At 57.2% G+C, this 21,267-nt stretch carries 21 protein-coding genes; 14 read left to right on the top strand and 7 right to left on the bottom strand.

Going from position 1 to position 21,267, the window contains the following annotated elements:
* Positions 1 to 14: 14 nt before the first annotated feature.
* A complete protein-coding gene (locus tag QUE75_RS12675) occupies positions 15 to 557 on the bottom strand; it encodes a cold-shock protein (protein WP_058090268.1) in 543 nt (180 codons plus the stop codon).
* 150 nt (positions 558 to 707) lie between these two features.
* On the opposite strand from QUE75_RS12675, the gene QUE75_RS12670 reads away from it, so the two are divergent.
* Positions 708 to 926: a SlyX family protein gene (locus QUE75_RS12670; RefSeq protein ID WP_058090267.1), complete on the top strand. Its 219-nt coding sequence runs from the start codon at positions 708 to 710 to the stop codon at positions 924 to 926.
* Positions 927 to 968: 42 nt separating this feature from the next.
* On the opposite strand, the gene dapE is transcribed toward QUE75_RS12670, so the two are convergent.
* The 6 genes from dapE to map all read right to left on the bottom strand — a co-directional run bounded on the left by dapE (position 969) and on the right by map (position 8,227).
* The gene (gene dapE / locus QUE75_RS12665; protein ID WP_072676892.1) at positions 969 to 2,099 is read right to left on the bottom strand and encodes a succinyl-diaminopimelate desuccinylase; all 1,131 of its coding nucleotides are present in this window, start codon (positions 2,097 to 2,099) and stop codon (positions 969 to 971) included.
* 112 nt (positions 2,100 to 2,211) lie between these two features.
* Positions 2,212 to 3,240 carry a 2,3,4,5-tetrahydropyridine-2,6-dicarboxylate N-succinyltransferase gene (gene dapD / locus QUE75_RS12660; RefSeq protein ID WP_138435000.1) on the bottom strand — a complete coding sequence of 343 codons (1,029 nt, stop codon included), beginning with the start codon at positions 3,238 to 3,240 and terminating at the stop codon, positions 2,212 to 2,214.
* 39 nt (positions 3,241 to 3,279) lie between these two features.
* Positions 3,280 to 3,615: an ArsC family reductase gene (locus QUE75_RS12655; protein WP_286250587.1), complete on the bottom strand. Its 336-nt coding sequence runs from the start codon at positions 3,613 to 3,615 to the stop codon at positions 3,280 to 3,282.
* Positions 3,612 to 4,814 (bottom strand): succinyldiaminopimelate transaminase, encoded by a 1,203-nt coding sequence (gene dapC / locus QUE75_RS12650; RefSeq protein WP_286250585.1) that lies wholly within the window; start codon positions 4,812 to 4,814, stop codon positions 3,612 to 3,614. The genes QUE75_RS12655 and dapC overlap by 4 nt, the downstream gene beginning before the upstream one ends.
* Positions 4,811 to 7,456 carry a [protein-PII] uridylyltransferase gene (locus QUE75_RS12645; RefSeq protein WP_286250583.1) on the bottom strand — a complete coding sequence of 882 codons (2,646 nt, stop codon included), beginning with the start codon at positions 7,454 to 7,456 and terminating at the stop codon, positions 4,811 to 4,813. Before QUE75_RS12645 ends, dapC begins: the two co-directional genes overlap by 4 nt.
* Complete coding sequence (map, locus tag QUE75_RS12640; RefSeq protein WP_106695231.1) at positions 7,457 to 8,227, bottom strand: type I methionyl aminopeptidase; 771 nt, start codon at positions 8,225 to 8,227, stop codon at positions 7,457 to 7,459.
* Positions 8,228 to 8,500: 273 nt separating this feature from the next.
* On the opposite strand from map, the gene rpsB reads away from it, so the two are divergent.
* The 13 genes from rpsB to lpxA all read left to right on the top strand — a co-directional run bounded on the left by rpsB (position 8,501) and on the right by lpxA (position 21,249).
* Complete coding sequence (rpsB, locus tag QUE75_RS12635) at positions 8,501 to 9,253, top strand: 30S ribosomal protein S2 (protein WP_058090260.1); 753 nt, start codon at positions 8,501 to 8,503, stop codon at positions 9,251 to 9,253.
* Positions 9,254 to 9,347: 94 nt separating this feature from the next.
* Positions 9,348 to 10,217, top strand: a complete 870-nt coding sequence (gene tsf, locus QUE75_RS12630) for a translation elongation factor Ts (protein ID WP_061333438.1) — start codon at positions 9,348 to 9,350, stop codon at positions 10,215 to 10,217.
* A gap of 181 nt (positions 10,218 to 10,398) precedes the next feature.
* Positions 10,399 to 11,127 carry a UMP kinase gene (pyrH, locus tag QUE75_RS12625; protein ID WP_058090258.1) on the top strand — a complete coding sequence of 243 codons (729 nt, stop codon included), beginning with the start codon at positions 10,399 to 10,401 and terminating at the stop codon, positions 11,125 to 11,127.
* Positions 11,128 to 11,197: 70 nt separating this feature from the next.
* Positions 11,198 to 11,755: a ribosome recycling factor gene (gene frr, locus QUE75_RS12620; RefSeq protein WP_061333437.1), complete on the top strand. Its 558-nt coding sequence runs from the start codon at positions 11,198 to 11,200 to the stop codon at positions 11,753 to 11,755.
* Positions 11,756 to 11,818: 63 nt separating this feature from the next.
* Complete coding sequence (uppS, locus tag QUE75_RS12615; RefSeq protein WP_061333436.1) at positions 11,819 to 12,589, top strand: polyprenyl diphosphate synthase; 771 nt, start codon at positions 11,819 to 11,821, stop codon at positions 12,587 to 12,589.
* A gap of 19 nt (positions 12,590 to 12,608) precedes the next feature.
* On the top strand, positions 12,609 to 13,448 hold the full coding sequence (locus tag QUE75_RS12610; protein WP_286250574.1) for a phosphatidate cytidylyltransferase: 840 nt from the start codon (positions 12,609 to 12,611) through the stop codon (positions 13,446 to 13,448).
* A gap of 2 nt (positions 13,449 to 13,450) precedes the next feature.
* Positions 13,451 to 14,635 carry a 1-deoxy-D-xylulose-5-phosphate reductoisomerase gene (gene ispC / locus QUE75_RS12605; RefSeq protein ID WP_061333434.1) on the top strand — a complete coding sequence of 395 codons (1,185 nt, stop codon included), beginning with the start codon at positions 13,451 to 13,453 and terminating at the stop codon, positions 14,633 to 14,635.
* 49 nt (positions 14,636 to 14,684) lie between these two features.
* Positions 14,685 to 16,034 (top strand): RIP metalloprotease RseP, encoded by a 1,350-nt coding sequence (gene rseP, locus QUE75_RS12600; RefSeq protein ID WP_286250571.1) that lies wholly within the window; start codon positions 14,685 to 14,687, stop codon positions 16,032 to 16,034.
* Positions 16,035 to 16,079: 45 nt separating this feature from the next.
* Positions 16,080 to 18,398: an outer membrane protein assembly factor BamA gene (gene bamA, locus QUE75_RS12595; RefSeq protein ID WP_061333432.1), complete on the top strand. Its 2,319-nt coding sequence runs from the start codon at positions 16,080 to 16,082 to the stop codon at positions 18,396 to 18,398.
* A 45-nt stretch (positions 18,399 to 18,443) separates the two neighbouring features.
* On the top strand, positions 18,444 to 18,941 hold the full coding sequence (locus QUE75_RS12590) for an OmpH family outer membrane protein (protein WP_061333431.1): 498 nt from the start codon (positions 18,444 to 18,446) through the stop codon (positions 18,939 to 18,941).
* A 45-nt stretch (positions 18,942 to 18,986) separates the two neighbouring features.
* The gene (lpxD, locus tag QUE75_RS12585; RefSeq protein WP_396631713.1) at positions 18,987 to 20,009 is read left to right on the top strand and encodes a UDP-3-O-(3-hydroxymyristoyl)glucosamine N-acyltransferase; all 1,023 of its coding nucleotides are present in this window, start codon (positions 18,987 to 18,989) and stop codon (positions 20,007 to 20,009) included.
* Positions 20,010 to 20,020: 11 nt separating this feature from the next.
* Positions 20,021 to 20,458: a 3-hydroxyacyl-ACP dehydratase FabZ gene (fabZ, locus tag QUE75_RS12580; RefSeq protein ID WP_058090249.1), complete on the top strand. Its 438-nt coding sequence runs from the start codon at positions 20,021 to 20,023 to the stop codon at positions 20,456 to 20,458.
* Positions 20,458 to 21,249 carry an acyl-ACP--UDP-N-acetylglucosamine O-acyltransferase gene (gene lpxA, locus QUE75_RS12575; RefSeq protein ID WP_286250563.1) on the top strand — a complete coding sequence of 264 codons (792 nt, stop codon included), beginning with the start codon at positions 20,458 to 20,460 and terminating at the stop codon, positions 21,247 to 21,249. Before fabZ ends, lpxA begins: the two co-directional genes overlap by 1 nt.
* Positions 21,250 to 21,267 lie beyond the last annotated feature (18 nt).

Raw genomic sequence — 21,267 nt, 5'->3', positions numbered from 1 at the left:
TCCGTGCTTTGAAATTACTCGCTCAGGATAGACACGTTGTCCGCTTGCAGGCCTTTGTCGGCTTCCACAACGTTGAACCGAACCAGTTGGCCCTGACGCAATACGCGACGACCACGACCGCGAATGGCGCGGAAATGTACGAAGATCTCGTCGCCGCTGTCGCGGACGATGAAGCCAAAGCCTTTCTTGACGTTGAACCACTTGACGGTGCCTTCTTCGTCACCTTCCGGTGTGGTGTCGTCAAAATCGTCTTCTTCGTCATCATAAACGTTGTTCTGGCGACTGTTGCGTGCCGGGCGGCTCTGGCTTCTGGAAGCCGGCGCTGCGGAGGGCTGCTTGGTGGCAAGCGCGATGGCCAGAAAACCGGTGATGGCAAAAATAACAAAGGCAATCAGGTACGCTGCAAGGCCACCAACACTGCCCAGTGCCTCGGCGAGGTTGCCAGCGCTCAGCGCGGCCAGGAATTGCGGTGTGACAGACAGCAGCAGAAACAGTACCAGGGGTGCCGGAATGGCGATCATAAGGGAAAGACGGATCGCTTTGGCTGGATTACGCATTGGCTGAATATTCTCCATGGGTTAACACTAACGATAAAAAGCCAGACATCGGGTAACATGGCATGCCCGGCCAATGAACGCCGCCAATGTTCAATGTTGGCGGTAAAAGGCGGCATCATACCAGATTACCGAAAGGGCTGACCAAATCTCATGAGCAAAAAGACACTGGAAGACAGGCTTGCAGAGCTGGAAATGCGACTTGCGTTCCAGGACGATGTGATCAATACCCTGAGTGAGCAGGTGGCGAAGCAGGAGATGGATATTCGGGAGCTGTGGGATGCCAAGAAGGTGCTGCACAAGCAGTTGAAGGATATTTCGCCTTCGAATATCAAGGCGGAGGAGGATGAGACTCCGCCTCCGCATTATTGAAGTTGGTGTATGGCTTGAGCTCCGGGGTCAGACCCCTCAGAGTTAGCCTAGCAGTTCTTCCAGTATCTGTTCGTAGATTTCGGAGAGGGTATCCAGGTCTTCGGCCTTTACGCATTCGTCCACTTTGTGGATGGTGGCGTTGATGGGGCCGAGTTCTACTACCTGTGCTCCAGTCGGTGCGATGAAGCGGCCATCAGAGGTGCCGCCGGAGGTGGACAGCTCGGTCTCGCGGCCGGTGACGGAGCGGATGGCGTTCTGGCTGGCGGCAACCAGGGCGCCCTTGTCGGTCAGGAAGGGGCGGCCGCTCAGGTGCCACTGCAGGTCGTACTTGAGCTGGTGCCGGTCCAGAATGGCCACTACCCGCTCTTCCAGGCTTTCTGCCGTATTTTCGGTGCAGTAGCGGAAGTTGAAGTGCACCAGGCACTCGCCGGGAATGATGTTGCTGCCCACGCCGGATTCAATCCGGGTAATCTGGAACGTGGTCGGCGGGAAGAAGTCGTTGCCGTTGTCCCAGAATTCCCTGGCCAGTGCATCCAGCGCCGGTGCTACCGTGTGCACGGGGTTCTCTGCCAGATGAGGGTAGGCCACGTGGCCTTGTACGCCGTGTACTGTCAGGTAGCCGTGCAGGGAGCCCCTGCGGCCGTTCTTGATGACATCGCCCACCTGATGGGTGCTGGAAGGCTCGCCAATCAGGCACCAGTCCATCTTTTCGTTGCGGGCTTCCAGGGTTTCTACCACTTTCACCGTGCCGTCCTGGGCGGGGCCTTCTTCATCGCTGGTGATCAAGAGGGCAATGGAGCCGCGGTGCTCAGGGTTGTTCGCCACAAACCGTTCGCAGGCGGTAATGAAGGCCGCCAGACTGCCCTTCATGTCTGCTGCGCCCCGGCCATACAGATAGCCATCTTTGATCACGGGATCAAAGGGCGGGTGGGCCCAGTTTTTCTCCGGGCCGGTTGGCACCACATCGGTGTGGCCGGCAAACGCCAGTACCGGGCCTTCTGAGCCCTTGCGGGCCCAGAGGTTGTCGGTATCACCGAACCGCAGGTTCTCGCCCGCAAAGCCCAGCGGCGCCAGGCGGGACATCATCAGTTCCTGGCAGCCGGCGTCATCCGGCGTCACCGAGCGGCGGCGAATGAGGTCCATGGCGAGTTCTAAAGTGGGTGATAATGACATGCGGGAAACCTGTGTAAAAAAGAAAATTTGCTACGGACAACACGGACGTTCACGGACATCATGGAGGGTTTTGTCCGTGATTGTCCGTGTCGTCCGTGGCTAAATCACGCTTTTAGTTGTTAGCGTGCAGCTCTTCGTTCAGTTCAATGGCAGACTTATTGGTTTTGCACTCGACCGCGCCGGTCAGGCTGTTGCGACGGAACAGCAGGTCGTTCTTGCCGGCCAGGTCGCGGGCCTTGATGACTTCTACCTGTTTGTTGTTGTCATCCAGCAGGTTCACCTTGGTGCCAGAGGTGATGTACAGACCAGCTTCAACGGTGCAGCGATCGCCCAGTGGGATGCCGATGCCGGCGTTGGCGCCGAGCAGGCAGTTTTCGCCCACGGAGATGATGATGTTGCCACCACCGGAGAGGGTGCCCATGGTGGAGCAGCCACCGCCCAGGTCAGAGCCCTTGCCGATCATCACGCCGGCAGAAATGCGGCCTTCGATCATGCTGGTGCCTTCGGTGCCGGCGTTGAAGTTGATAAAGCCCTCGTGCATCACGGTGGTGCCTTCGCCCACATAGGCGCCCAGACGAACGCGGGCGGTGTCAGCAATACGCACACCCTTGGGTACTACGTAGTCGGTCATCTGCGGGAACTTGTCGACCGATTTCACTTCCAGGGTGCGGCCTTCAATGCGGGCCTGCAGCTGGCGCTCTGGCAGTTCGTTCAGGTCGACGGCGCCTTCGTTGGTCCAGGCCAGGTTCGGCAGCAGGCCGAAAATGCCGTCCAGCTTTACACTGTGGGGCTTGGCCAGCCGGTGGGAGATCAGGTGCAGCTTCAGATACACTTCCGGGGTGCTGGAGGCGGTATCGTCGGTAGCCAGCACGGTAACAACCACAGGGCGCTTGCTCTCGGCCGCTTTTTCCGCAAGTTTCGCCTGGTCGGTTTGGCCCAGCTGGCGCAGGGCGTTGGCAAACCTGGTCAGTTGCTCGGCTTTAACATCAATGGCCTGGTTACCGCCTTTGTAGTCCAGCGCGGTTTCAACCACGTCGATCAGGTCTTTGCCTGGGGTCATGATCGGCTGCTGGTAATACACCTCCAGCCATTCGCCCTGGTTATTCTGGGTGCCGATGCCAATGCCGAATGCAAAACTCATCTGGTGGTTGCTCCTGTACTTAACGATTGAAAATTGGTTTTACCACGCAGCCCATTGGTCTGCGTTAAAGCCCACGGTCACTTCGTCGCCCCGCTCAACCACCGGGCGTTTGATGATGGAGGTATTCTCCAGCATGATCTCGTGGGCGCTTTGGGCGCTAATGGTATCACGAAGCTCGTCGGGAAGTTTTCGCCAGGTCGTGCCCCGCTTGTTGATCAGGGTTTCCCAGCCTATGGCCTGCTCCCACTGGCTCAGCTTCTCGCTGGTCAGGCCGTCTTTCTTGAAGTCGTGGAATTCGTAGGCGATGCCGTTGTCGTCCAGCCACTTACGGGCCTTTTTCACGGTATCGCAGTTCTTGATGCCATATAACTTCATGCTTTGAAACCTTTTACAAAATCGACGATTCGCTGGGCTGCTTCCACACACTCCTCCAGTGGTGCTACCAGCGCCATGCGCACTCGGTTCTCACCTGGGTTGTGGCCATCTACCGTTCGGGACAGGTACCGGCCGGGCAGCACGTGCACGTTCTGTTGTGCAGACAGCTCCTTGGCGAAGGTTTCATCATCCATCGGCGTTTCCGGCCATAGATAGAAACCGGCATCCGGGAAGTCCACGTTCATCACTTCGCGCAGGATGGGCACCACCGCTTCGAACTTGGCCCGGTAGGCGGCGCGGTTTTCTCGCACGTGGTCTTCATCACTCCAGGCGGCAATGCTGGCCAGCTGGTTGTGAACGGGCATGGCGCAGCCGTGGTAGGTGCGGTACTTCAGGTAGCCGGTCAGTACCTCGGCATCACCGGCCACAAAGCCGGAGCGCAGGCCGGGCAGGTTGCTGCGCTTTGACAGGCTGTGGAACACAATGCAGCGCTTGAAGTCGTGACGACCGATGGCCGCGCAGGTTTGCAGCAGGCCTTCGGGCGGGGTGGCTTCGTCCGGGTAGAGTTCGGAATAGCATTCATCGGAGGCGACCAGAAAGTCATGACGGTCGGCCAGTTCGATAACCTTTACCAGAGTCTCCCGGGGGATGACTGCGCCGCTGGGGTTACCCGGGGAGCACAGGAACAAGACCTGGCAGTCTTTCCAGACTGATTCCGGCACCGCGTCGAAATCCGGAATAAAGTTGTTGCTGTTATCACAGGGTAGGTACACGGGGTCGGCGCCGGCCAGGAAAGCGGCACCCTCGTAGATCTGGTAGAACGGATTCGGGCTTACCACGGTGGCCGGTTTGCTGGTATCGACCACCGCCTGAACCAGGGCGAAAATGGCCTCACGGGTACCGTTGACCGGAACCACGTTGCGCGCTGGGTCGAGGGTGCCCTCGGCCAGTTGAAAGCGCTTGCTGGCCCATGTGGTGATGGCTTCGCGCAGTTCGTCGATGCCTTTGGTGGTGGGGTAGTTGGCCAGTTTGTCCAGGTTGTCGGCGATCACCTGTTTCACGAATGCGGGTGATGGGTGCTTGGGCTCGCCAATTCCCAGAGAGATGGGTTTCAGGTGTTCAGGCACCGTAATGCCGGCTTTCAGTTTGGCCAGCTTTTCAAACGGATAAGGGTGAAGTCTTTCGAGATTCGGGTTCATTGAATGTCGTCCAGCATTTTGCAAAGGTCCTGTTGCAGGGCCTGGCACACGCCCGGGTCGCGCAGTGGCTCTCCGTGTTCATCGGTGATGAAGAACACGTCTTCCACGCGCTCGCCCAGGGTGGCGATCTTGGCGTTGGTCAGTCGCACCCGGTGTTCCAGCAGCACCTGGCCGATGCGGGCCAGAAGGCCGGGGCGGTCCGGGGTGATGACTTCCATCACCGTGCGCTGATTGATGGTGTCATTGGAAAACGTCACTTCGGTTGGGAAAGCAAAGTGCTTCAGCTGCCGGGGCGTGCGCCGGTGGATGATGTCCGGGTAGTCTTCCGGGTCATCGAGTTCTTCGATCAGGCGCTTGCGCACTCTTTCCTTGCGGGCCGGATCAACGCCCAGTGGCTGACCCTGTTCATCCAATACCACGTAGGAGCTGATCGAGTGGGGGCCTTCGCTGGAGTTGATGCGGGCATCCACGATGTTCAGGTTCAGCTGTTCCAGCACCGCCGTGGTTGCCGCAAACAGGGCAACCCGGTCTTTCATGTAGATAATGATCTGTGAGTAACCGTCTGTCGGCCCGCCCCGGGTGTCACGAATCAGCACCAATGGGTCCGGGTTGTCGCCGTGGCGAATGATGGCTGCCGTCTGCCAGGCAATATCCACGGTGGAATCCTGCAGGAAGTAGTCCTCGTCTACGGTTTCCCAGATAGGATCAATCTGCTCATCGGTCATATTCTGTGCGTGCAGGATTTGACGGGCTTCTTCCCTGGTGGCGCGTATCCAGGCCTGGCGGTCTACTGGCGTGTCGGTGCCACGGCGTAAGGCGCGCTTGGCTTCAATGTAAAGCTGGCGCAGCAAGGATGCACGCCAGGTGTTCCAGAGTTTTGGATTGGTGGCGCTGATGTCGCACACCGTAAGAATGTACAGGTAATCCAGATGGGCCTGGCTGGGCATTGCGCGGGCAAAGGCCTGGATGATGTCCGGGTCTGAAATGTCCTTGCGCTGGGCGGTCATGGACATCAGCAGGTGGTTTTCCACCAGCCATGACACCAGCTGGGTGTCCCGCTCACTCAAGTGGTGGCGTTCACAGAAGGCTTCGGCGTCAATGGCGCCCAGTTCTGAGTGGTCACCGCCCCGGCCCTTGGCCACATCGTGGTACAGGCCGGCAATAAACAGTGTTTCCAGTTTGGGCAACCGGTGAATCAGCCGGGAGGCCAGGGGGTATTCGTTGCGCACATCGGTACTGTTCAGTCGTGCCATATTGCGGATCACCCGCATGGTGTGGGCATCGACCGTGTATATATGGAAGAGGTCGTGCTGCATCTGGCCGATGATCTGGCCAAACTCCGGCAGGTAGCGGCCCAGTACGTTGTACTTTTTCATGGCAGACAGAGTCTGGTCCAGGGCGTGTGGCGTGCGTAACAGTTCCATGAACAGGGTGGTGACTGCCAGGTCGGACCGGAAGGCGTCGTCAATCAGGTGCCGGTGGGCCCTTAATGAGCGGATGGTGGTCGCACGGATGCCCTTGATTTCAGGGTGCTGGGCCATCAGTACGAAGATTTCCATGATGGCGTAGGGGGCGTAGGCGAATACCTGGTTGTTGATGGCTTCTATATACAGGTTGCGAATCTGGAAGCGTTTGTTCAGGGGGCGGATTTCGTCTTCACTGCCCTCGCCGATAATGGCTTCGTCGTAGTACTGCAGGATAACGTCAGCCAGCTCCGCCAGGGCCAGCACCGTGCGGTAGTAGGACTGCATCATCAGCTCTACGCCCAGCCGTTTGCCTTCATCTTTGTAGCCGAGCATTTCCGCGAGCGCACGTTGGTGGTCAAACAGCAGCCGGTTTTCATTGCGGTCGGCGATCAGTTGCAGGCCATAACGCAATTGCCACAGGAAGGTTTCGCCCTGGTGCAGGATCTGGTGTTCTTCTTCGGTCAGAATGCTGAAGCGGGTGAGGTCGGCAATGTTCTGCAGGCCAAAGTGGCGTTTGGTGATCCAGCCGATGGTCTGGATGTCCCGAAGCGCGCCGGGGGAACCTTTAACGTTTGGCTCCAGGTTGTATTCGGTGTCGCCGTACTTTTTGTGGCGCTGTTGCTGCTCTTCCCGCTTGGCCATGAAGTAGTCACGATCCGAGCTGACCTCGTCGGAATAGACCAGCTCACTGAGCTCTGCCCGCAGTCCATCGGGGCCGGCGATGGTTCGGGTCTCCAGCAGGTTGGTCAGGATGGTGATGTCCTGCCGGGCCGAGGAGAGGCACTCTTCCATGCTGCGCACACTGTGACCGATATCCAGCTTGAGGTCCCAGAGCAGGGTAACGAATGCGCCCAGGTCATCCTGCCAGGCCTCTTCCATACCGTGGCGGGTCAGGATAAGCAGGTCTATGTCTGAGTGGGGGTGTAGTTCGCCGCGCCCGTAGCCGCCGACGGCGACCAGGGCAATGTCGGAGGAGCGGGAAAATGGGTACCGATTCCAGATCAGCCTGAGCACTTTGTCTATGGTGTTGGCTCTGGCATGAACCAGGGCTCTTACATCGGCACCCTGGCGGAAAGCTTCGGCGTCAGCATTATAGCTTTCCCGTAACAGTTCCCTGGCGGCAAATACCGGTGAGGTGTCGTTGCTGATACGGGATTCCAGCTCGCTTCGGTCCACTTAGAATGACTCTTCCGATCGTTTGGTCAGCACTTCATAGCCGTCAGCGGTCACCAGGATGGTGTGCTCCCACTGGGCAGACAGTTTGTGGTCCTTGGTGACCACCGTCCAGCCATCGGCCATCAGCTTGGTTTGGTATTTGCCCTGGTTGATCATCGGTTCGATGGTGAAGGTCATGCCTTCCTGCAGTTCCATGCCGGTGCCGGGCTTGCCGTAATGCATCACCTGCGGCTCCTCGTGGAACACCTTGCCAATGCCGTGGCCGCAGTAGTCTCTTACCACGGAATAACGATGCTTCTCGGCATGCTGCTGGATGACATGGCCAATGTCGCCCAGGCGGGTGCCGGGCTTGACCAGTTCAATACCTTTATACAGGCACTCCTGGGTGATCTGGATCAGGCGTTCGGTACCGGGCTTGGGTTTGCCAACGACCCACATCTTGCTGGTGTCGCCGTGGTACTCATCCTTTATAACGGTGACGTCAATGTTAATGATGTCGCCGTCTTTCAGAATTTTCTTTTCGGTCGGGATACCGTGGCAGATCACATGATTGACCGATGTACAGATGGATTTCGGGAAACCCTTGTAGTTGAGCGGCGCCGGAATAGCCTGCTGTTTGTTGACGATGTAATCGTGGGCGATGCTGTTGAGCTCCTCGGTAGAAATTCCGGGCTTTACGTGTTCGTCCAGCATTTCCAGAACTTCGGCCGCCAGCCGGCCGGCCACGCGCATTTTTTCAATTTCTTCGGGAGTCTTGATGGATACTTGCATCGCTATACCTGTTGATTTGCATCAAACAGGCATTTTAAGGGCCTGAGGGGTCAGGTACAAGGCGAGCTGCCTGCTATCGTGACTATAGGGTTGCGCTAAAAATAATGGCACCCCGGTGTCGCTTTATGGTATAAACGCGCCCGCCGGAAACGAATCCGGCAAATTCACACACGTGTCAGCACGTTGTCCCAGGGTGCCAGCTCCTGTTTAAAGGAGGCTGGTTGGGGCAATCGGACGCGTGGAGGACTAACCCGAAGCTAAAAGGTAAATATCATGGCTCAGGTAAATATGCGTGACCTGCTCAAAGCAGGTGCTCACTTTGGTCACCAGACCCGTTACTGGAACCCGAAAATGGGTAAGTACATTTTTGGTGCCCGTAACAAGATTCACATCATCAACCTTGAGCAGACTGTTCCTGCCATGAACGAAGCGCTGAACGTGATTCAGCAGCTGGCAGAAAGCAAGAACAAGATCCTGTTCGTTGGCACCAAGCGTGCTGCGTCCAAGATCATCAAGGAAGAAGCTCAGCGTTCCGGCCAGCCCTACGTTAACCATCGCTGGTTGGGTGGCATGCTGACCAACTACAAGACCATCCGTCAGTCTATTCGCCGCTACCGTGATCTGGAAGCCCAGAGCAAAGACGGTACTTTCGACAAGCTGACCAAGAAAGAAGCCCTTGAGCGTACCCGTGAAATGGACAAGCTCGAGCGCTCCATCGGTGGTATCAAGGATATGGGCGGCCTGCCTGACGCGCTGTTCGTTATCGACGTGGATCACGAGCGTATCGCTATCAAGGAAGCCAACAAGCTGGGTATTCCTGTTATCGGTGTTGTTGATACCAACAGCGATCCGGACGGCGTTGATTACGTAATCCCGGGTAACGATGACGCCATCCGCGCCATCCAGATCTACGTGAAGGCTGTTGCCGATACCTGCCTGGAAGCTTCCCAGTCTGCAGGCGCTGGCGCTGACGAGTTTGTTGAAGTCAGCGAAGACGCTGCGGGCGCCGCTCCGGCTGCCGAGTAACACTTAAACTTCACGTTTGAGTTGTAAGGTATGCCCGCTCGTTAATCCGGGCATACCTCCCCACCGAATTCGGAAACGATTAAGAGGACTGAACATGGCTGCAATTACCGCTGCAATGGTCAAAGAGCTGCGTGAGCGTACCGGCCTTGGCATGATGGAATGCAAGAAGGCACTGGTTGAAGCCGGTGGTGACGTTGACGCCGCAATCGAAGAGCTGCGCAAGTCTTCCGGTCTGAAAGCCGCCAAGAAAGCCGGCCGTACCGCTGCTGAAGGTGTTTCTCTGGTTAAGGTGTCTGACGACAACACCGTTGCCTACATTCTGGAAGTGAACTCCGAGACAGACTTTGTTGCTCGCGACGACAACTTCATGAACTTCGCCAACGACGTTCTGAACGTTGCCTTCGAAAAAGGTGAAACCGACGTTGCGGCCCTGATGGCTGGCGATCTGGAAGCCAAGCGTGAGGCGCTGGTTCAGAAGATCGGCGAGAACATCACTGTTCGTCGCATCATCAAGGTGGAAGGTCCGGTTGTGGGCGGTTACGTTCACAGCAACAACAAGATTGCCTCTGTTGTGGCCCTGACTGCAGGTAACGAAGAGCTGGCTCGTGACATCGCGATGCACGTGGCTGCTGTTAACCCGCGCGTTGGCAAGCCCGACGACATGCCGGCTGAAGAGCTGGAAAAAGAGAAAGAGATCATCAAGGCGCAGCCGGATATGGAAGGCAAGCCTGCTGAGATCATCGAAAAGATGATGGGTGGCCGCATCAAGAAGTTCCTGGCTGAGAACAGCCTGATTGAGCAGCCGTTCGTCAAGAACCCCGACCAGAAAGTGGGCGACCTGATCAAAGCGGCCGGTGGCGAGCTGGTTGGTTTCGTTCGCCTGGAAGTGGGTGAAGGCATCGAGAAAGAAGAAGTGGATTTCGCTGCTGAAGTGGCTGCTGCCGCTGGCACAGGCAAGGCCTGATCCTCTTCTGAGCGCTGTCACGCAAGGTGGCAGTGCTTACCTGAGTCTGCCACGTCAGTCGGGTACGCCCGGCTTTCGTGGCGGGCTTGTATCTGAGATACCCCTTTTTTCGAGGAGTATGTCAGATACAAGCCTGCAACGGGTTTGCGCCGGATAGCCAACAGACGATAAGGGGATCACCATGCCGACATCTTCAAAAAACCAGCCCAGATACAAGCGTGTTCTGCTGAAGCTCAGTGGCGAGGCCCTGATGGGCGATCACGATTTCGGTATTGATCCCAAAGTTCTTGATCGCATGGCGCTTGAAATCGGTGCCCTGGTCGGTATTGGCGTTCAAGTGGGGCTGGTGATTGGCGGTGGTAACCTGTTCCGGGGGGCAGCGCTGAGTGCCGCAGGCCTTGACCGTGTGACGGGGGATCACATGGGTATGCTGGCCACGGTCATGAATGGTCTGGCCATGCGTGATGCGCTTGAACGTTCCAATATCCGGACCCGTGTGATGTCTGCCATTCCAATGAGCGGCATTGTTGAGCATTATGACCGCCGGCGCGCAGTACGTGACCTGAAAGAGGGTGACGTGGTTATTTTCAGCGCAGGTACCGGTAATCCGTTCTTCACCACAGACTCCGCCGCTTGCCTGCGGGGTATCGAGATCGAGGCCGATGCCGTGCTGAAGGCCACCAAGGTTGACGGTGTCTACAATGCGGATCCCCATCTTGACCCCAGCGCTGTAAAATACGATTACCTGACCTACGATGAGGTTCTGGACAAAAAGCTCGGGGTGATGGACCTCACGGCTATCTGCCTGGCCCGGGATCATGGTATGCCGCTGCGCGTGTTCAATATGAGCCAGCCGGGCGTTCTGACCCGCATTGTGACTGGCGAGAAAGAAGGCACATTGATTGAATAATTGGTTGCCGGCTGCGGAAAGATGGCCGGATACTGCACTATAACCAGACGAACGTTTCGAGGATGCTGACGTGATAAACGATATCAAAGCAGATGCCGAGAAGAAGATGAAGAAGAGCCTGGAGGCTCTGCACTCGGCTTTCAACAAGATTCGCACCGGCCGTGCCCACCCTGCGATTCTGGACAGTGTGATGGTGAACTACTACGGTCAGGAAACGCCGCTGAAGCAGATTGCCAGCGTTAACGTTGAAGACAATCGCACCCTGATGGTTGCCCCTTGGGAGAAGAATCTCGTTCCCACCATCGAAAAGGCCATCATGACGTCGGATCTGGGACTGAATCCGTCTACCAGCGGTGATGTGATTCGTGTGCCCATGCCCATGCTGACCGAAGAAACCCGTAAGGAAATGGTCAAGCAGGCGAAAGCGGATGCCGAGCATGGTCGGGTGTCCATCCGTAACGCTCGCCGCGATGCCAACAGCATGATCAAAGACCTGCTCAAAGAAAAAGAGATCAGTGAGGACGATCAGCGCCGGGGCGAAGACGAAGTCCAGAAACTGACTGACAAGTACATCGCTGAAGTCGACAAGATGCTGAAGGCGAAGGAAGAGGACCTGATGGCGGTCTGACCGCCAGGTCCATTCAGTAGAAAGCACGCGGCGGGGTGGATGCTCCGCCGCACAGAGGGTTTCATGACGGCACAAATAACCGCAGAAATTCCGGTGATGGCAGACAACTGTCCCCGGCATGTGGCCATTATCATGGATGGCAATAACCGCTGGGCCAAGGCTCATCGGCTCAAAGGAGTGGCTGGTCACAAGGCTGGTGTGGATGCGGTAAAGGCCGTGGTGGAAACCTGCGCCAGGGAAGGGGTGGAGGTGCTCACCCTGTTCGCTTTCTCCAGCGAGAACTGGCGTCGCCCGAAAGACGAAGTGTCAGCTTTGATGAGGCTATTCCTGATTGCCCTTGAGCGCGAGGTCCGGAAGCTCCATCGCAATAATATCCGCTTGCGCATAATAGGCGATCGCTCGGCTTTCAATCCAACGCTTCAGGAGCACATGGAGAAAGCCGAGACGCTGACCCGCGACAACACGGCGATGACTCTGGTGATTGCGGCGAACTACGGGGGCCACTGGGACATAACCCAGGCCACCCGGAAGGTGGCAGAGCAGGTTCGGATTGGTCAACTTGAACCGTCAGACATTACCGACGACCTGATCCAGCAGCACCTCAGTATTGGCGACCTGCCCATGCCGGACCTGATGATCCGTACCGCCGGCGAGCAGCGCATCAGCAACTTCCTGTTGTGGCACCTGGCCTATACCGAGTTCTACTTTTCCAGCGTTTACTGGCCGGATTTCAAGGCTGAGGAAATGCGCAAGGCACTGGAAGCCTACAGCCGTCGCCAGCGTCGTTTCGGGCAAACCGACGACCAGATCGCGGCGCGAGCTTCACAACAATAACGATACAGCGACTTATACCGTGTTAAAAACCCGCATCATCACAGCTCTTATTCTTGCTCCCATCGCGATTGGCGGCATCTTTTTTACATCACCCTTGGGGTTTGCCCTGTTCACCGGCGCGATCATCACTCTGGGTGCCTGGGAATGGGCGAATATGTCCGGCATTGAGGCGCAGACGGGCCGGGTTATCTACGCCGCTGTTGTTGCAGCGTTACTCTATGGGCTGCTGAACGTGCCTTCGGTGGCCGTGCTCTGGCTTGCCGTGATTTGGTGGCTGGTGTGCTTCTGGCTGGTGCGCCGGTATCCGGCTGGATCGGATTCCTGGGGTGCCGTGCCAGTGCGAGCGGTGATGGGCCTGCTGGTACTGATACCGGCCTGGGTGGGGTTGAACCACCTGCGAACCGGAGGCTTTCAGTTTGGTGACCTGGCAGATAACCGCCTGGCGATTCTCTATATATTTCTTGTGGTCTGGGTGGCGGATATTGGCGCCTATTTTGCGGGCAGAGCGTTCGGCAAGGCCAAACTGGCGCCCCGGGTCAGCCCCGGTAAGTCCTGGGCCGGTGTGTGGGGTGGCCTGGCGGCGGTCGCCTTGCTTGCCGTTGTCGCCAGCCAGCTGGCTGGCGCCACGCCTGTTCAAATGGCTCTGTTGATCGTTGCCACACTGGTCACCGGTTTTGTGTCGGTGCTGGGCGACCTTCTTGAAAGCATGCTCAAGCGGTTCCGGGGTATCAAGGACAGCAGTCAATTGCTGCCCGGCCATGGCGGGATCATGGATCGCATCGATAGCCTGACTGCCGCCATTCCTGTATTTGCCCTGATAATCACCCTGCTGGGTTGGTTGACCACCGGTCACTGGTAACTATGACAACACGTTGCATTACCGTATTGGGGGCAACGGGCTCCATCGGGCTCAGCACCCTGGATGTGATTCGCCGACACCCGGGCCGGTTCTCGGTCTACGCGCTGACAGCGGGCACGCGGGCATGGGAGTTGGCAACCCTGTGCCGGGAGTTTCGCCCCAAGGTGGCTGTCATGGCCAGTGAGCGCGCTGCGGACGAGCTCAGGGAGTTGCTGGCCGATTGCCCGGATACCCAGGTGCTCGGGGGTGAGGCAGGCCTCTGTGCCGTGGCTGCTGCGAGCGACGCCGATACAGTCATGGCCGCCATTGTTGGCGCTGCGGGCCTGGCGCCAACCTTATCGGCAGTGCGGGCCGGAAAGCGGGTACTGCTGGCCAACAAGGAAGCGTTGGTGATGTCGGGCCAGTTGTTTATGGACGCGGTAATCGCCTCAGGCTCGGAGTTGCTGCCCATCGACTCTGAGCACAACGCCATTTTCCAGTGTATGCCAGCAGACAAAATTCGGGATCCGAAGGCCGCCGGTATTACCCGGATCCTGTTGACCGCCTCTGGTGGGCCGTTTCGAACCATGGCAGCAGAAGAGCTCCGCAGTGTTACTCCGTCTCAGGCCTGTGCGCACCCGAACTGGTCGATGGGCCAGAAGATTTCGGTCGATTCCGCCACGCTGATGAACAAAGGGTTGGAGCTGATTGAAGCCTGCTGGCTGTTCAATACCACGCCAGACCGGGTTGAGGTTCACGTTCATCCGGAGAGTATTATCCATTCCATGGTGGAGTACGCGGACGGCTCTGTTCTGGCTCAACTTGGAAGCCCGGACATGCGTACGCCAATTGCCAACGGGCTGGCCTGGCCCGAGCGTATTGAGGCGGGGGTTGCACCTCTGGACCTGTTTGCCATTGGTAAATTCCATTTTGAACGACCGGATCTCCAGCGCTTCCCCTGCCTGCGGCTGGCCGCCGAGGCTTTCGCCAGTGGTGGCACGGCACCAGCGGTGCTGAATGCCGCCAACGAAGTGGCGGTGGAGGCGTTTCTGGACGGTAAGCTGTGCTTCGCCGATATCCCCGTTATCATAGAGCGGACTTTGGCGGCGACGCCGGTCGTTCCAGCGAGCGACTTCGACACCATATTTACCAAGGATGCCGAGGCTCGCAGCCGGGCCAGGGAACAGATAAGCCTGCTGTCTGTCTGAGTCCTGCGGGAATGTTCATGTTGGCCGACGGCCTCAAACCGGAAACTCTATGCAGATTATTCAAACCGTTCTGGCACTTGCATTAACACTGGGAATCCTGGTGACCCTGCACGAGTATGGTCACTTCTGGGTGGCCCGGCGGTGCGGGGTCAAGGTGCTCAGGTTTTCCGTGGGCTTCGGTAAACCCTTGTTTTCCTGGTACGATCGTCACGGTACCGAGTTTGCGGTGGCGGCGATCCCGTTGGGCGGCTACGTCAAGATGCTCGATGAGCGGGAAGGCCCCGTACCGGAGGGGCTGAAAGATCAGGCCTTTACCTCCAAGCCGCCGTCCCAGAGAATTGCCATCGCTGCTGCCGGCCCGCTGGCAAATTTCCTGTTTGCCATCTTCGCCTACTGGTTGCTGAGCGTAGTGGGCGTAACAACCGTTGCTCCGGTGGTAGGGGATGTGACGCCCGGCAGTGTGGCCGAGAGGGCAGGGTTGCAGCAGGGCATGGAAATCCATGCTGTGGATGGTCACCGGGTGACGTCCTGGCGTGATATTAATATGCGCCTGTTGGAGCGAACCGGAGAACAGGGCCTGGTGACACTTGAGGTGTCACAGAATGGATCAAAAGGCACAGTCGACGGAGCCCTGAATGGCTGGCGTCTGAGCAATGATACGCCTAACCCCCTGGCAGAATTCGGTATCACGCCCTGGCGACCGGCGGTGCCGGCTGTGTTGGGGCAGGTCACTAGTGATGGCCGGGCTGCTGCCGCAGGGCTTCGGAGCGGCGATCGTATTGTTGCCGTGGACGGCGAGCCGGTGGCCGACTGGTTTGCCCTGGTGGACTACATCAGGAATGCGCCGGAAACCGACCTTGAGCTGTCCATAGAGCGTGATGGCACTCCCCTGGAGCTTACCGTTCGCCCGGCTACCCGAACCCTCGACGACGGCCAGGAAATTGGCTTCGTGGGTGCAGGTGTCGAAGCGATCACCTGGCCAGACGAGTTGCTGCGTGAAGTCCGTTACGGCCCCTTTGCGGCCATTCCGAATGCGGTGCATGAAACCTGGGCGGATACCCGACTGACGCTGGTGGCCATCAAGAAAATGGTCACGGGCCTGTTGTCGCCCACCAATCTGAGTGGGCCGATAACCATTGCCCGGGTGGCTGAGGCCAGTGTCAGTTCCGGGTTTGAAGATTTTATCCGTTTTCTGGCCTACCTGAGTGTCAGCCTCGGGGTGCTGAATCTTTTGCCGATTCCTGTATTGGACGGTGGCCACATTGTGTATTACACCATCGAGGCTATACGCCGAAAGCCGGTATCTGAACAGGTTCAGGCACTTGGATTACGAATTGGTATGGCTTTGATTCTGACTTTAATGGTGTTTGCTCTTTACAACGACCTGATGCGGTTGTGAGAATTGCGGGCTCCTTACCGCACATTAACCAGGCGATATAACTGAATGAGACGTTCCCTTCTAGCTGTAGCCGTTGGCCTAGCCATTACCGCAACTGGTATCAAGCCTGTGCTGGCGGATGAATTCACGGTAGCGGATATCGAGGTAGAAGGCCTTCAGCGGGTTTCAGCGGGCTCCGTCTTCTCGGCTTTTCCGGTAAACATTGGCGAGCAGATCGACGAGACCCGTCTGGCCAATGCCATCAAGGAGTTGTTCAGGACCGGTCTGTTTACCGACATCGAAGCCAGCCGTGACAGCGGTGTACTCATTCTGTCGGTCAAGGAGCGCCCTTCCATTTCGTCCATTGAGATCGACGGCAACAAGAACATCGAAACCGATATGTTGATGGATGCGCTGGCGGGCGCCGGGCTGGAAGAAGGTCAGGTTTTCCGTAGAGCGACCCTCGAACGGCTGGAGCTTGAGATCCTGCGCTCGTACATCGCACAGGGCCGTTATAACGCGCGAGTGCGTGCCACGGCTGAAGAACTTCCCAGAAACCGGGTAGCGGTTCGTCTCGATATCAACGAAGGCACTGTTGCCTCAATCAAGCACATTAATATTGTTGGAAATCAGGATTTCAGTGATGAAGAGCTGATCAGCCTGTTTGAGTTGCGCACCAGCAGCTGGTGGAATTCCATTACCAATAAAGACAAGTATGCCCGGGAGCGCCTGAGTGGTGACCTGGAATCGTTGCGTTCATTTTACCTTGACCGCGGTTATCTGGATTTCACCGTAGAATCCAGCCAGGTGTCCATTTCACCGGACAAGCAGCAGGTATTTATCGCCATCTCCCTGGATGAAGGCCCCCAGTATACGATTTCGGACATTCGCCTTCGCGGCAACCTGATCGTCGAAGAAGAAGAGTTGCGCAAACTGATCCCGGTTAAAGAGGGAGATGTATTCTCCCGCGCCCAGATGACCTCCATCTCTGAGGCGTTGTCGTTCCGCCTGGGGCGCGAGGGCTATGCCTTTGCCAACGTCAATGCGGTCCCTGAACCCGGCGAAGACAACACAGCGGCGGTGACCTTCTTTATCGAGCCGGGCAAGCGCGCTTACGTCAGGCGTGTGAATTTTGAGGGCAATATCTCCACCAAGGATGAAGTGTTGCGTCAGGAAATGACCCAGATGGAAGGGGGCGTTGCGTCATCTGATCGCATAGAATTCTCAAAAACCCGATTGGAGCGATTGGGCTTCTTCCAGACTGTAGACGTCGAAACCGTCCCAGTACCCGGAACCGATGATCTGGTGGATGTGAATTACAGTGTCCGTGAACAGCCGACGGGCAGCTTGTCAGCGTCGATCGGTTTTTCCCAGAACTCCGGTGTGATCCTCGGTGCTGCAGTCTCCGAGAACAACTTCTTCGGTACAGGTAAGCGGGTGTCGTTTGGTGTAAACGTCAGCGATTCTGTTAAAAGCGCCAATATTTCCTATCTGGATCCCTACTACACTGTCGACGGCGTCAGCCGTGGTTTCAGTTTGTTTGCCAGAGAAACCGATTTTGAAGAGCAGGATATCTCCTCTTACTTGCTGGATGAATATGGCGCCAGATTAACCTTCGGGTATCCGACAGATGCCATCACCCGGCTCAATTTCGGTGTGGGTGTCACTCAATCCAATCTCAAACCCGGCATCTTTTCCTCGGTTGAGGTGCGTGACTTCATTGCCGACGAAGGTGATTCGTTTACCAACTATTTCCTGTTCGGCAGCTGGCGGCGCAGCACACTGAACCGCGGCGTACTGCCTACTCGCGGTTATAGCCATTCTCTGTCGCTGGATGTGGCGGTGCCCGGAAGTGACCTCACGTTCTATAAGGCCACCCACAGAACAGATTTTTATTTCCCGCTGGTCGATACGCAGCGGTGGGTGGTGAGGGCTCGCACTGAGGTGGGTTACGGGGATGGCTATGGCGATCGTACCCAGATGCCGTTCTTTGAGCACTTCTACTCGGGTGGCTATGGTTCGGTGCGTGGTTACCGGGCAAACTCCCTTGGTAATCGTGCTGAGCCGGCAGAGTTTGATTTCTCCAGTCCGGACCCCTTCGGTGGCAACCTGCTGACTGAAGCCGGCCTGGAGCTGATTTTCCCGACACCTTTTGCGGGCGACACCCGTTCCATGCGTACTTCCTTCTTCCTTGACGCAGGCCAGGTGTTCGATACCGATCGCGGCTTCGACCCGGAATTGAAGGAAGTGAGGACCGCGGCTGGTGTGAGTTTCCAGTGGATTACGGCAGTGGGTCCGCTTGCTTTCAGCCTGGCGAAACCGCTTAATGACAAGCCGGGCGATGATACTCAGGTGTTCCAGTTCTCGCTGGGACAAACCTTCTGATTGCAGTAAACAGAAAAACAAAGGATGAAACACAGGAGATTCCCGATGAAACGTCTATCTGCCATTGTTGGCGCAACTCTGATGGCATTCTCGCTGCAGCTCGCAGCGGAGACTAGAATTGGCGTGGTTGACCTGCGCCAGGCGTTGTTTTCGTCCAACGACGCCCAGTCTTTCAGTGAGAAACTTCAGCAGGATTTTGCTGGCGAAGAAGCCAAGGTTCGTGAGGCCCAGGAACAGGCCCGCAGGCTGAAGGATCGGATTGAGAAAGACGGCGCCATGATGAATGAAAGCGAGCGCAACAAGCTGACCGGTGAGTTCCAGGAGAAAGTGCAGGAGTTCAACTTCCTCAAACAGCGCCTGGACCAGACCGTTGCGCAGCGCAAACAGCAGTTTCTGGAGAACGCTCGCCCTGAAGTAGACGCGGCCGTCAAAGAGCTGCTGGAAGAGCACAATCTGGACCTGATTCTGCCGAGCGAAGCGGTTGTCTACGTTAAGCCGGAGATGAACCTGACCTCGGAATTGCTCGAGAAGCTTAACCGATAAACCTGGCCAGGCACTGTTACTACCGCATCGGGAGAAGGTTCAATGGTGCAAAAATCCTTTCGTTTGCAGGAACTGGCCGAGGCGTTGGGTGCTGAGCTGAGGGGGGATCCGGACACAGCCATTTCCGGTTTGGCAACGCTGCAGGCTGCGGGCCCCGGGCAGATGAGTTTTCTGGCTAATCCCGCCTATGCCAAGTATCTGGCGCAGACCAAGGCCTCTGCGGTGATTGTGTCGCCGGCTAATGCGGCCGATGCTCCGACCAATGTCCTGTTACTGGACAACCCCTACCTGGGCTACGCTCGCATCAGTCACTGGTTTGACGCCACGCCGGCACCGGTTGCCGGTATTCACCCTACCGCCGTGGTTGATCCCTCGGCAACCGTTGCGGACTCTGCCTGTGTCGGCCCGCACGTGGTGATTGAAGCGGATGCGCAAATCGGTGATCAAGTTGTCATCGGGGCCGGCTGTTTCATCGGAGCCCGTTCCCGGATCGGTGATCAGTCAGTCCTGCGCCCGCGAGCTACCCTGGCCCATGATGTAGTGCTCGGGCTGCGTTGTCATATTCTCAGCGGGGCAGTCATCGGTTCAGATGGCTTTGGTTTTGCCAACGAGCGTGGTGTGTGGCACCGCATTGCCCAGGTTGGGGGCGTGGTGCTCGGAGATGATGTAGAGATTGGTGCCAATACCACGATCGATCGGGGTGCGGTTGACGACACAGTGATTGGCAATGGTGTAAAGATCGATAACCTGGTTCAGGTTGCGCACAATGTGCGCATTGGCGACCACAGCGCCATGGCCGCGAAAGTGGGCATTGCCGGCAGCACAAAGATTGGTCGGCATTGTGTGTTCGGGGGCGCCGCTGGTGTTGCCGGCCACCTGGAAATTACGGATCAGGTGCAACTGACCGGTATGACGATGGTCACAGGCGACATTGCAGAGCCCGGGGTGTATTCGTCGGGTACCAGCGCAGATACCAACCGGCAATGGCGAAAAAATGCGGTACGCTTCAGGCAGTTGGACGTTCTGGCGAGGCGGGTCAAGGAACTGGAAAAAAAGCTAGAGGGCTGAGGCCAAGCAAGATGATGAAAATTGATGAAATCCTGGAGTATCTGCCGCATCGCTATCCGTTTCTGCTGGTGGACCGGGTAACCGAAGTCGAAAAAGGAAAGTCGATTAAGGGATACAAGAATATCTCCTTCAATGAGCCTTTCTTCACCGGGCATTTCCCGGACAACCCCATTATGCCCGGGGTGCTGATTATTGAGGCCATGGCGCAACTTTCCGGAATTCTCGGTTTTGTGACCGTGGAACGGAAACCGTCTGATGGCGTGATACAATATCTGGCTGGCTCCAGTAAAGTACGCTTCAAGCGTCCCGTGCTGCCGGGAGACCGCCTGGATATGGAATCCGAGTTTGTGTCTGGCAAGCGTGGTATCTGGAAATTCGAATGCCGCGCATTGGTGGACGGAGAAGTCGCGTGCGTTGCAGAAATATTGACCGCTGAGAGAGAAGTTTGATGGCGACAAATGACTGGTCGGGTGTCCATCCTCAGGCGATTGTGGACCCGTCAGCCAAACTGGCGGATAACGTTACGGTAGGTCCCTGGAGTTACATTGGCCCGGGGGTGGAAATCGGTGAGGGCACCGAGATTCTTTCCCATGTGGTGATCAAGGGCCCGACAGTTATCGGTCGCAATAACCGTATTTTCCAGTTCTCCAGTATCGGGGAAGAGTGTCAGGACAAGAAGTACGCCGGTGAGCAAACGACACTGGTGATCGGCGACAACAACGTTATCCGCGAGAACTGCACCATCCACCGCGGAACCATTCAGGACCGGGGCGAAACCCGCATTGGCAATGGCAACCTGCTAATGGCCTACGTGCATGTTGCCCATGACTGCTGCGTTGGAGACAACACCATTCTGGCGAACTGTGCCACCCTGGCTGGTCACGTTACGGTAGGTGATTACGCCATCCTCGGCGGCGGCACCATGGTGCATCAGTTCTGCCATATCGGGCCCCACAGCATGGCAGCCGGTGGTAGTATCGTGCTCAAGGATATCCCCGCTTATGTCATGGCCAGCGGACAGTCAGCCCAGCCCCACGGCATGAACGTGGAGGGGCTTAAGCGCCGGGGTTTCAGCAAGGAAGTTTTGTTGACCTTACGCCGGGCCTATAAGGTGATCTACCGTCAGGGCCTGACCACAGAGCAGGCACTGGAAGAACTTGAGGGCAGCTTTGTTGACGTGCCAGAGGTTCGCCCGCTGATCGACTCGCTCCGGGGAGCGGATCGCGGCATCATCCGCTGATCCGGCAGGAGGCTGCCG

The sequence above is a fragment of the Marinobacter shengliensis genome (assembly GCF_030297115.1).
Classification (GTDB): Bacteria; Pseudomonadota; Gammaproteobacteria; order Pseudomonadales; family Oleiphilaceae; genus Marinobacter; species Marinobacter shengliensis.
This window is presented reverse-complemented; position numbering and strand designations above follow the sequence as displayed.

Bases quoted from the DNA above. Each gene is read 5' to 3' on its own strand.
- QUE75_RS12675 (WP_058090268.1), bottom strand. From the start codon at position 557: ATGCGTAATCCAGCCAAAGCGATCCGTCTTTCCCTTATGATCGCCATT.
- QUE75_RS12670 (WP_058090267.1), top strand. From the start codon at position 708: ATGAGCAAAAAGACACTGGAAGACAGGCTTGCAGAGCTGGAAATGCGA.
- dapE (WP_072676892.1), bottom strand. From the start codon at position 2,099: ATGTCATTATCACCCACTTTAGAACTCGCCATGGACCTCATTCGCCGC.
- dapD (WP_138435000.1), bottom strand. From the start codon at position 3,240: ATGAGTTTTGCATTCGGCATTGGCATCGGCACCCAGAATAACCAGGGC.
- QUE75_RS12655 (WP_286250587.1), bottom strand. From the start codon at position 3,615: ATGAAGTTATATGGCATCAAGAACTGCGATACCGTGAAAAAGGCCCGT.
- dapC (WP_286250585.1), bottom strand. From the start codon at position 4,814: ATGAACCCGAATCTCGAAAGACTTCACCCTTATCCGTTTGAAAAGCTG.
- map (WP_106695231.1), bottom strand. From the start codon at position 8,227: ATGCAAGTATCCATCAAGACTCCCGAAGAAATTGAAAAAATGCGCGTG.
- rpsB (WP_058090260.1), top strand. From the start codon at position 8,501: ATGGCTCAGGTAAATATGCGTGACCTGCTCAAAGCAGGTGCTCACTTT.
- tsf (WP_061333438.1), top strand. From the start codon at position 9,348: ATGGCTGCAATTACCGCTGCAATGGTCAAAGAGCTGCGTGAGCGTACC.
- pyrH (WP_058090258.1), top strand. From the start codon at position 10,399: ATGCCGACATCTTCAAAAAACCAGCCCAGATACAAGCGTGTTCTGCTG.
- uppS (WP_061333436.1), top strand. From the start codon at position 11,819: ATGACGGCACAAATAACCGCAGAAATTCCGGTGATGGCAGACAACTGT.
- ispC (WP_061333434.1), top strand. From the start codon at position 13,451: ATGACAACACGTTGCATTACCGTATTGGGGGCAACGGGCTCCATCGGG.
- rseP (WP_286250571.1), top strand. From the start codon at position 14,685: ATGCAGATTATTCAAACCGTTCTGGCACTTGCATTAACACTGGGAATC.
- bamA (WP_061333432.1), top strand. From the start codon at position 16,080: ATGAGACGTTCCCTTCTAGCTGTAGCCGTTGGCCTAGCCATTACCGCA.
- QUE75_RS12590 (WP_061333431.1), top strand. From the start codon at position 18,444: ATGAAACGTCTATCTGCCATTGTTGGCGCAACTCTGATGGCATTCTCG.
- fabZ (WP_058090249.1), top strand. From the start codon at position 20,021: ATGATGAAAATTGATGAAATCCTGGAGTATCTGCCGCATCGCTATCCG.
- lpxA (WP_286250563.1), top strand. From the start codon at position 20,458: ATGGCGACAAATGACTGGTCGGGTGTCCATCCTCAGGCGATTGTGGAC.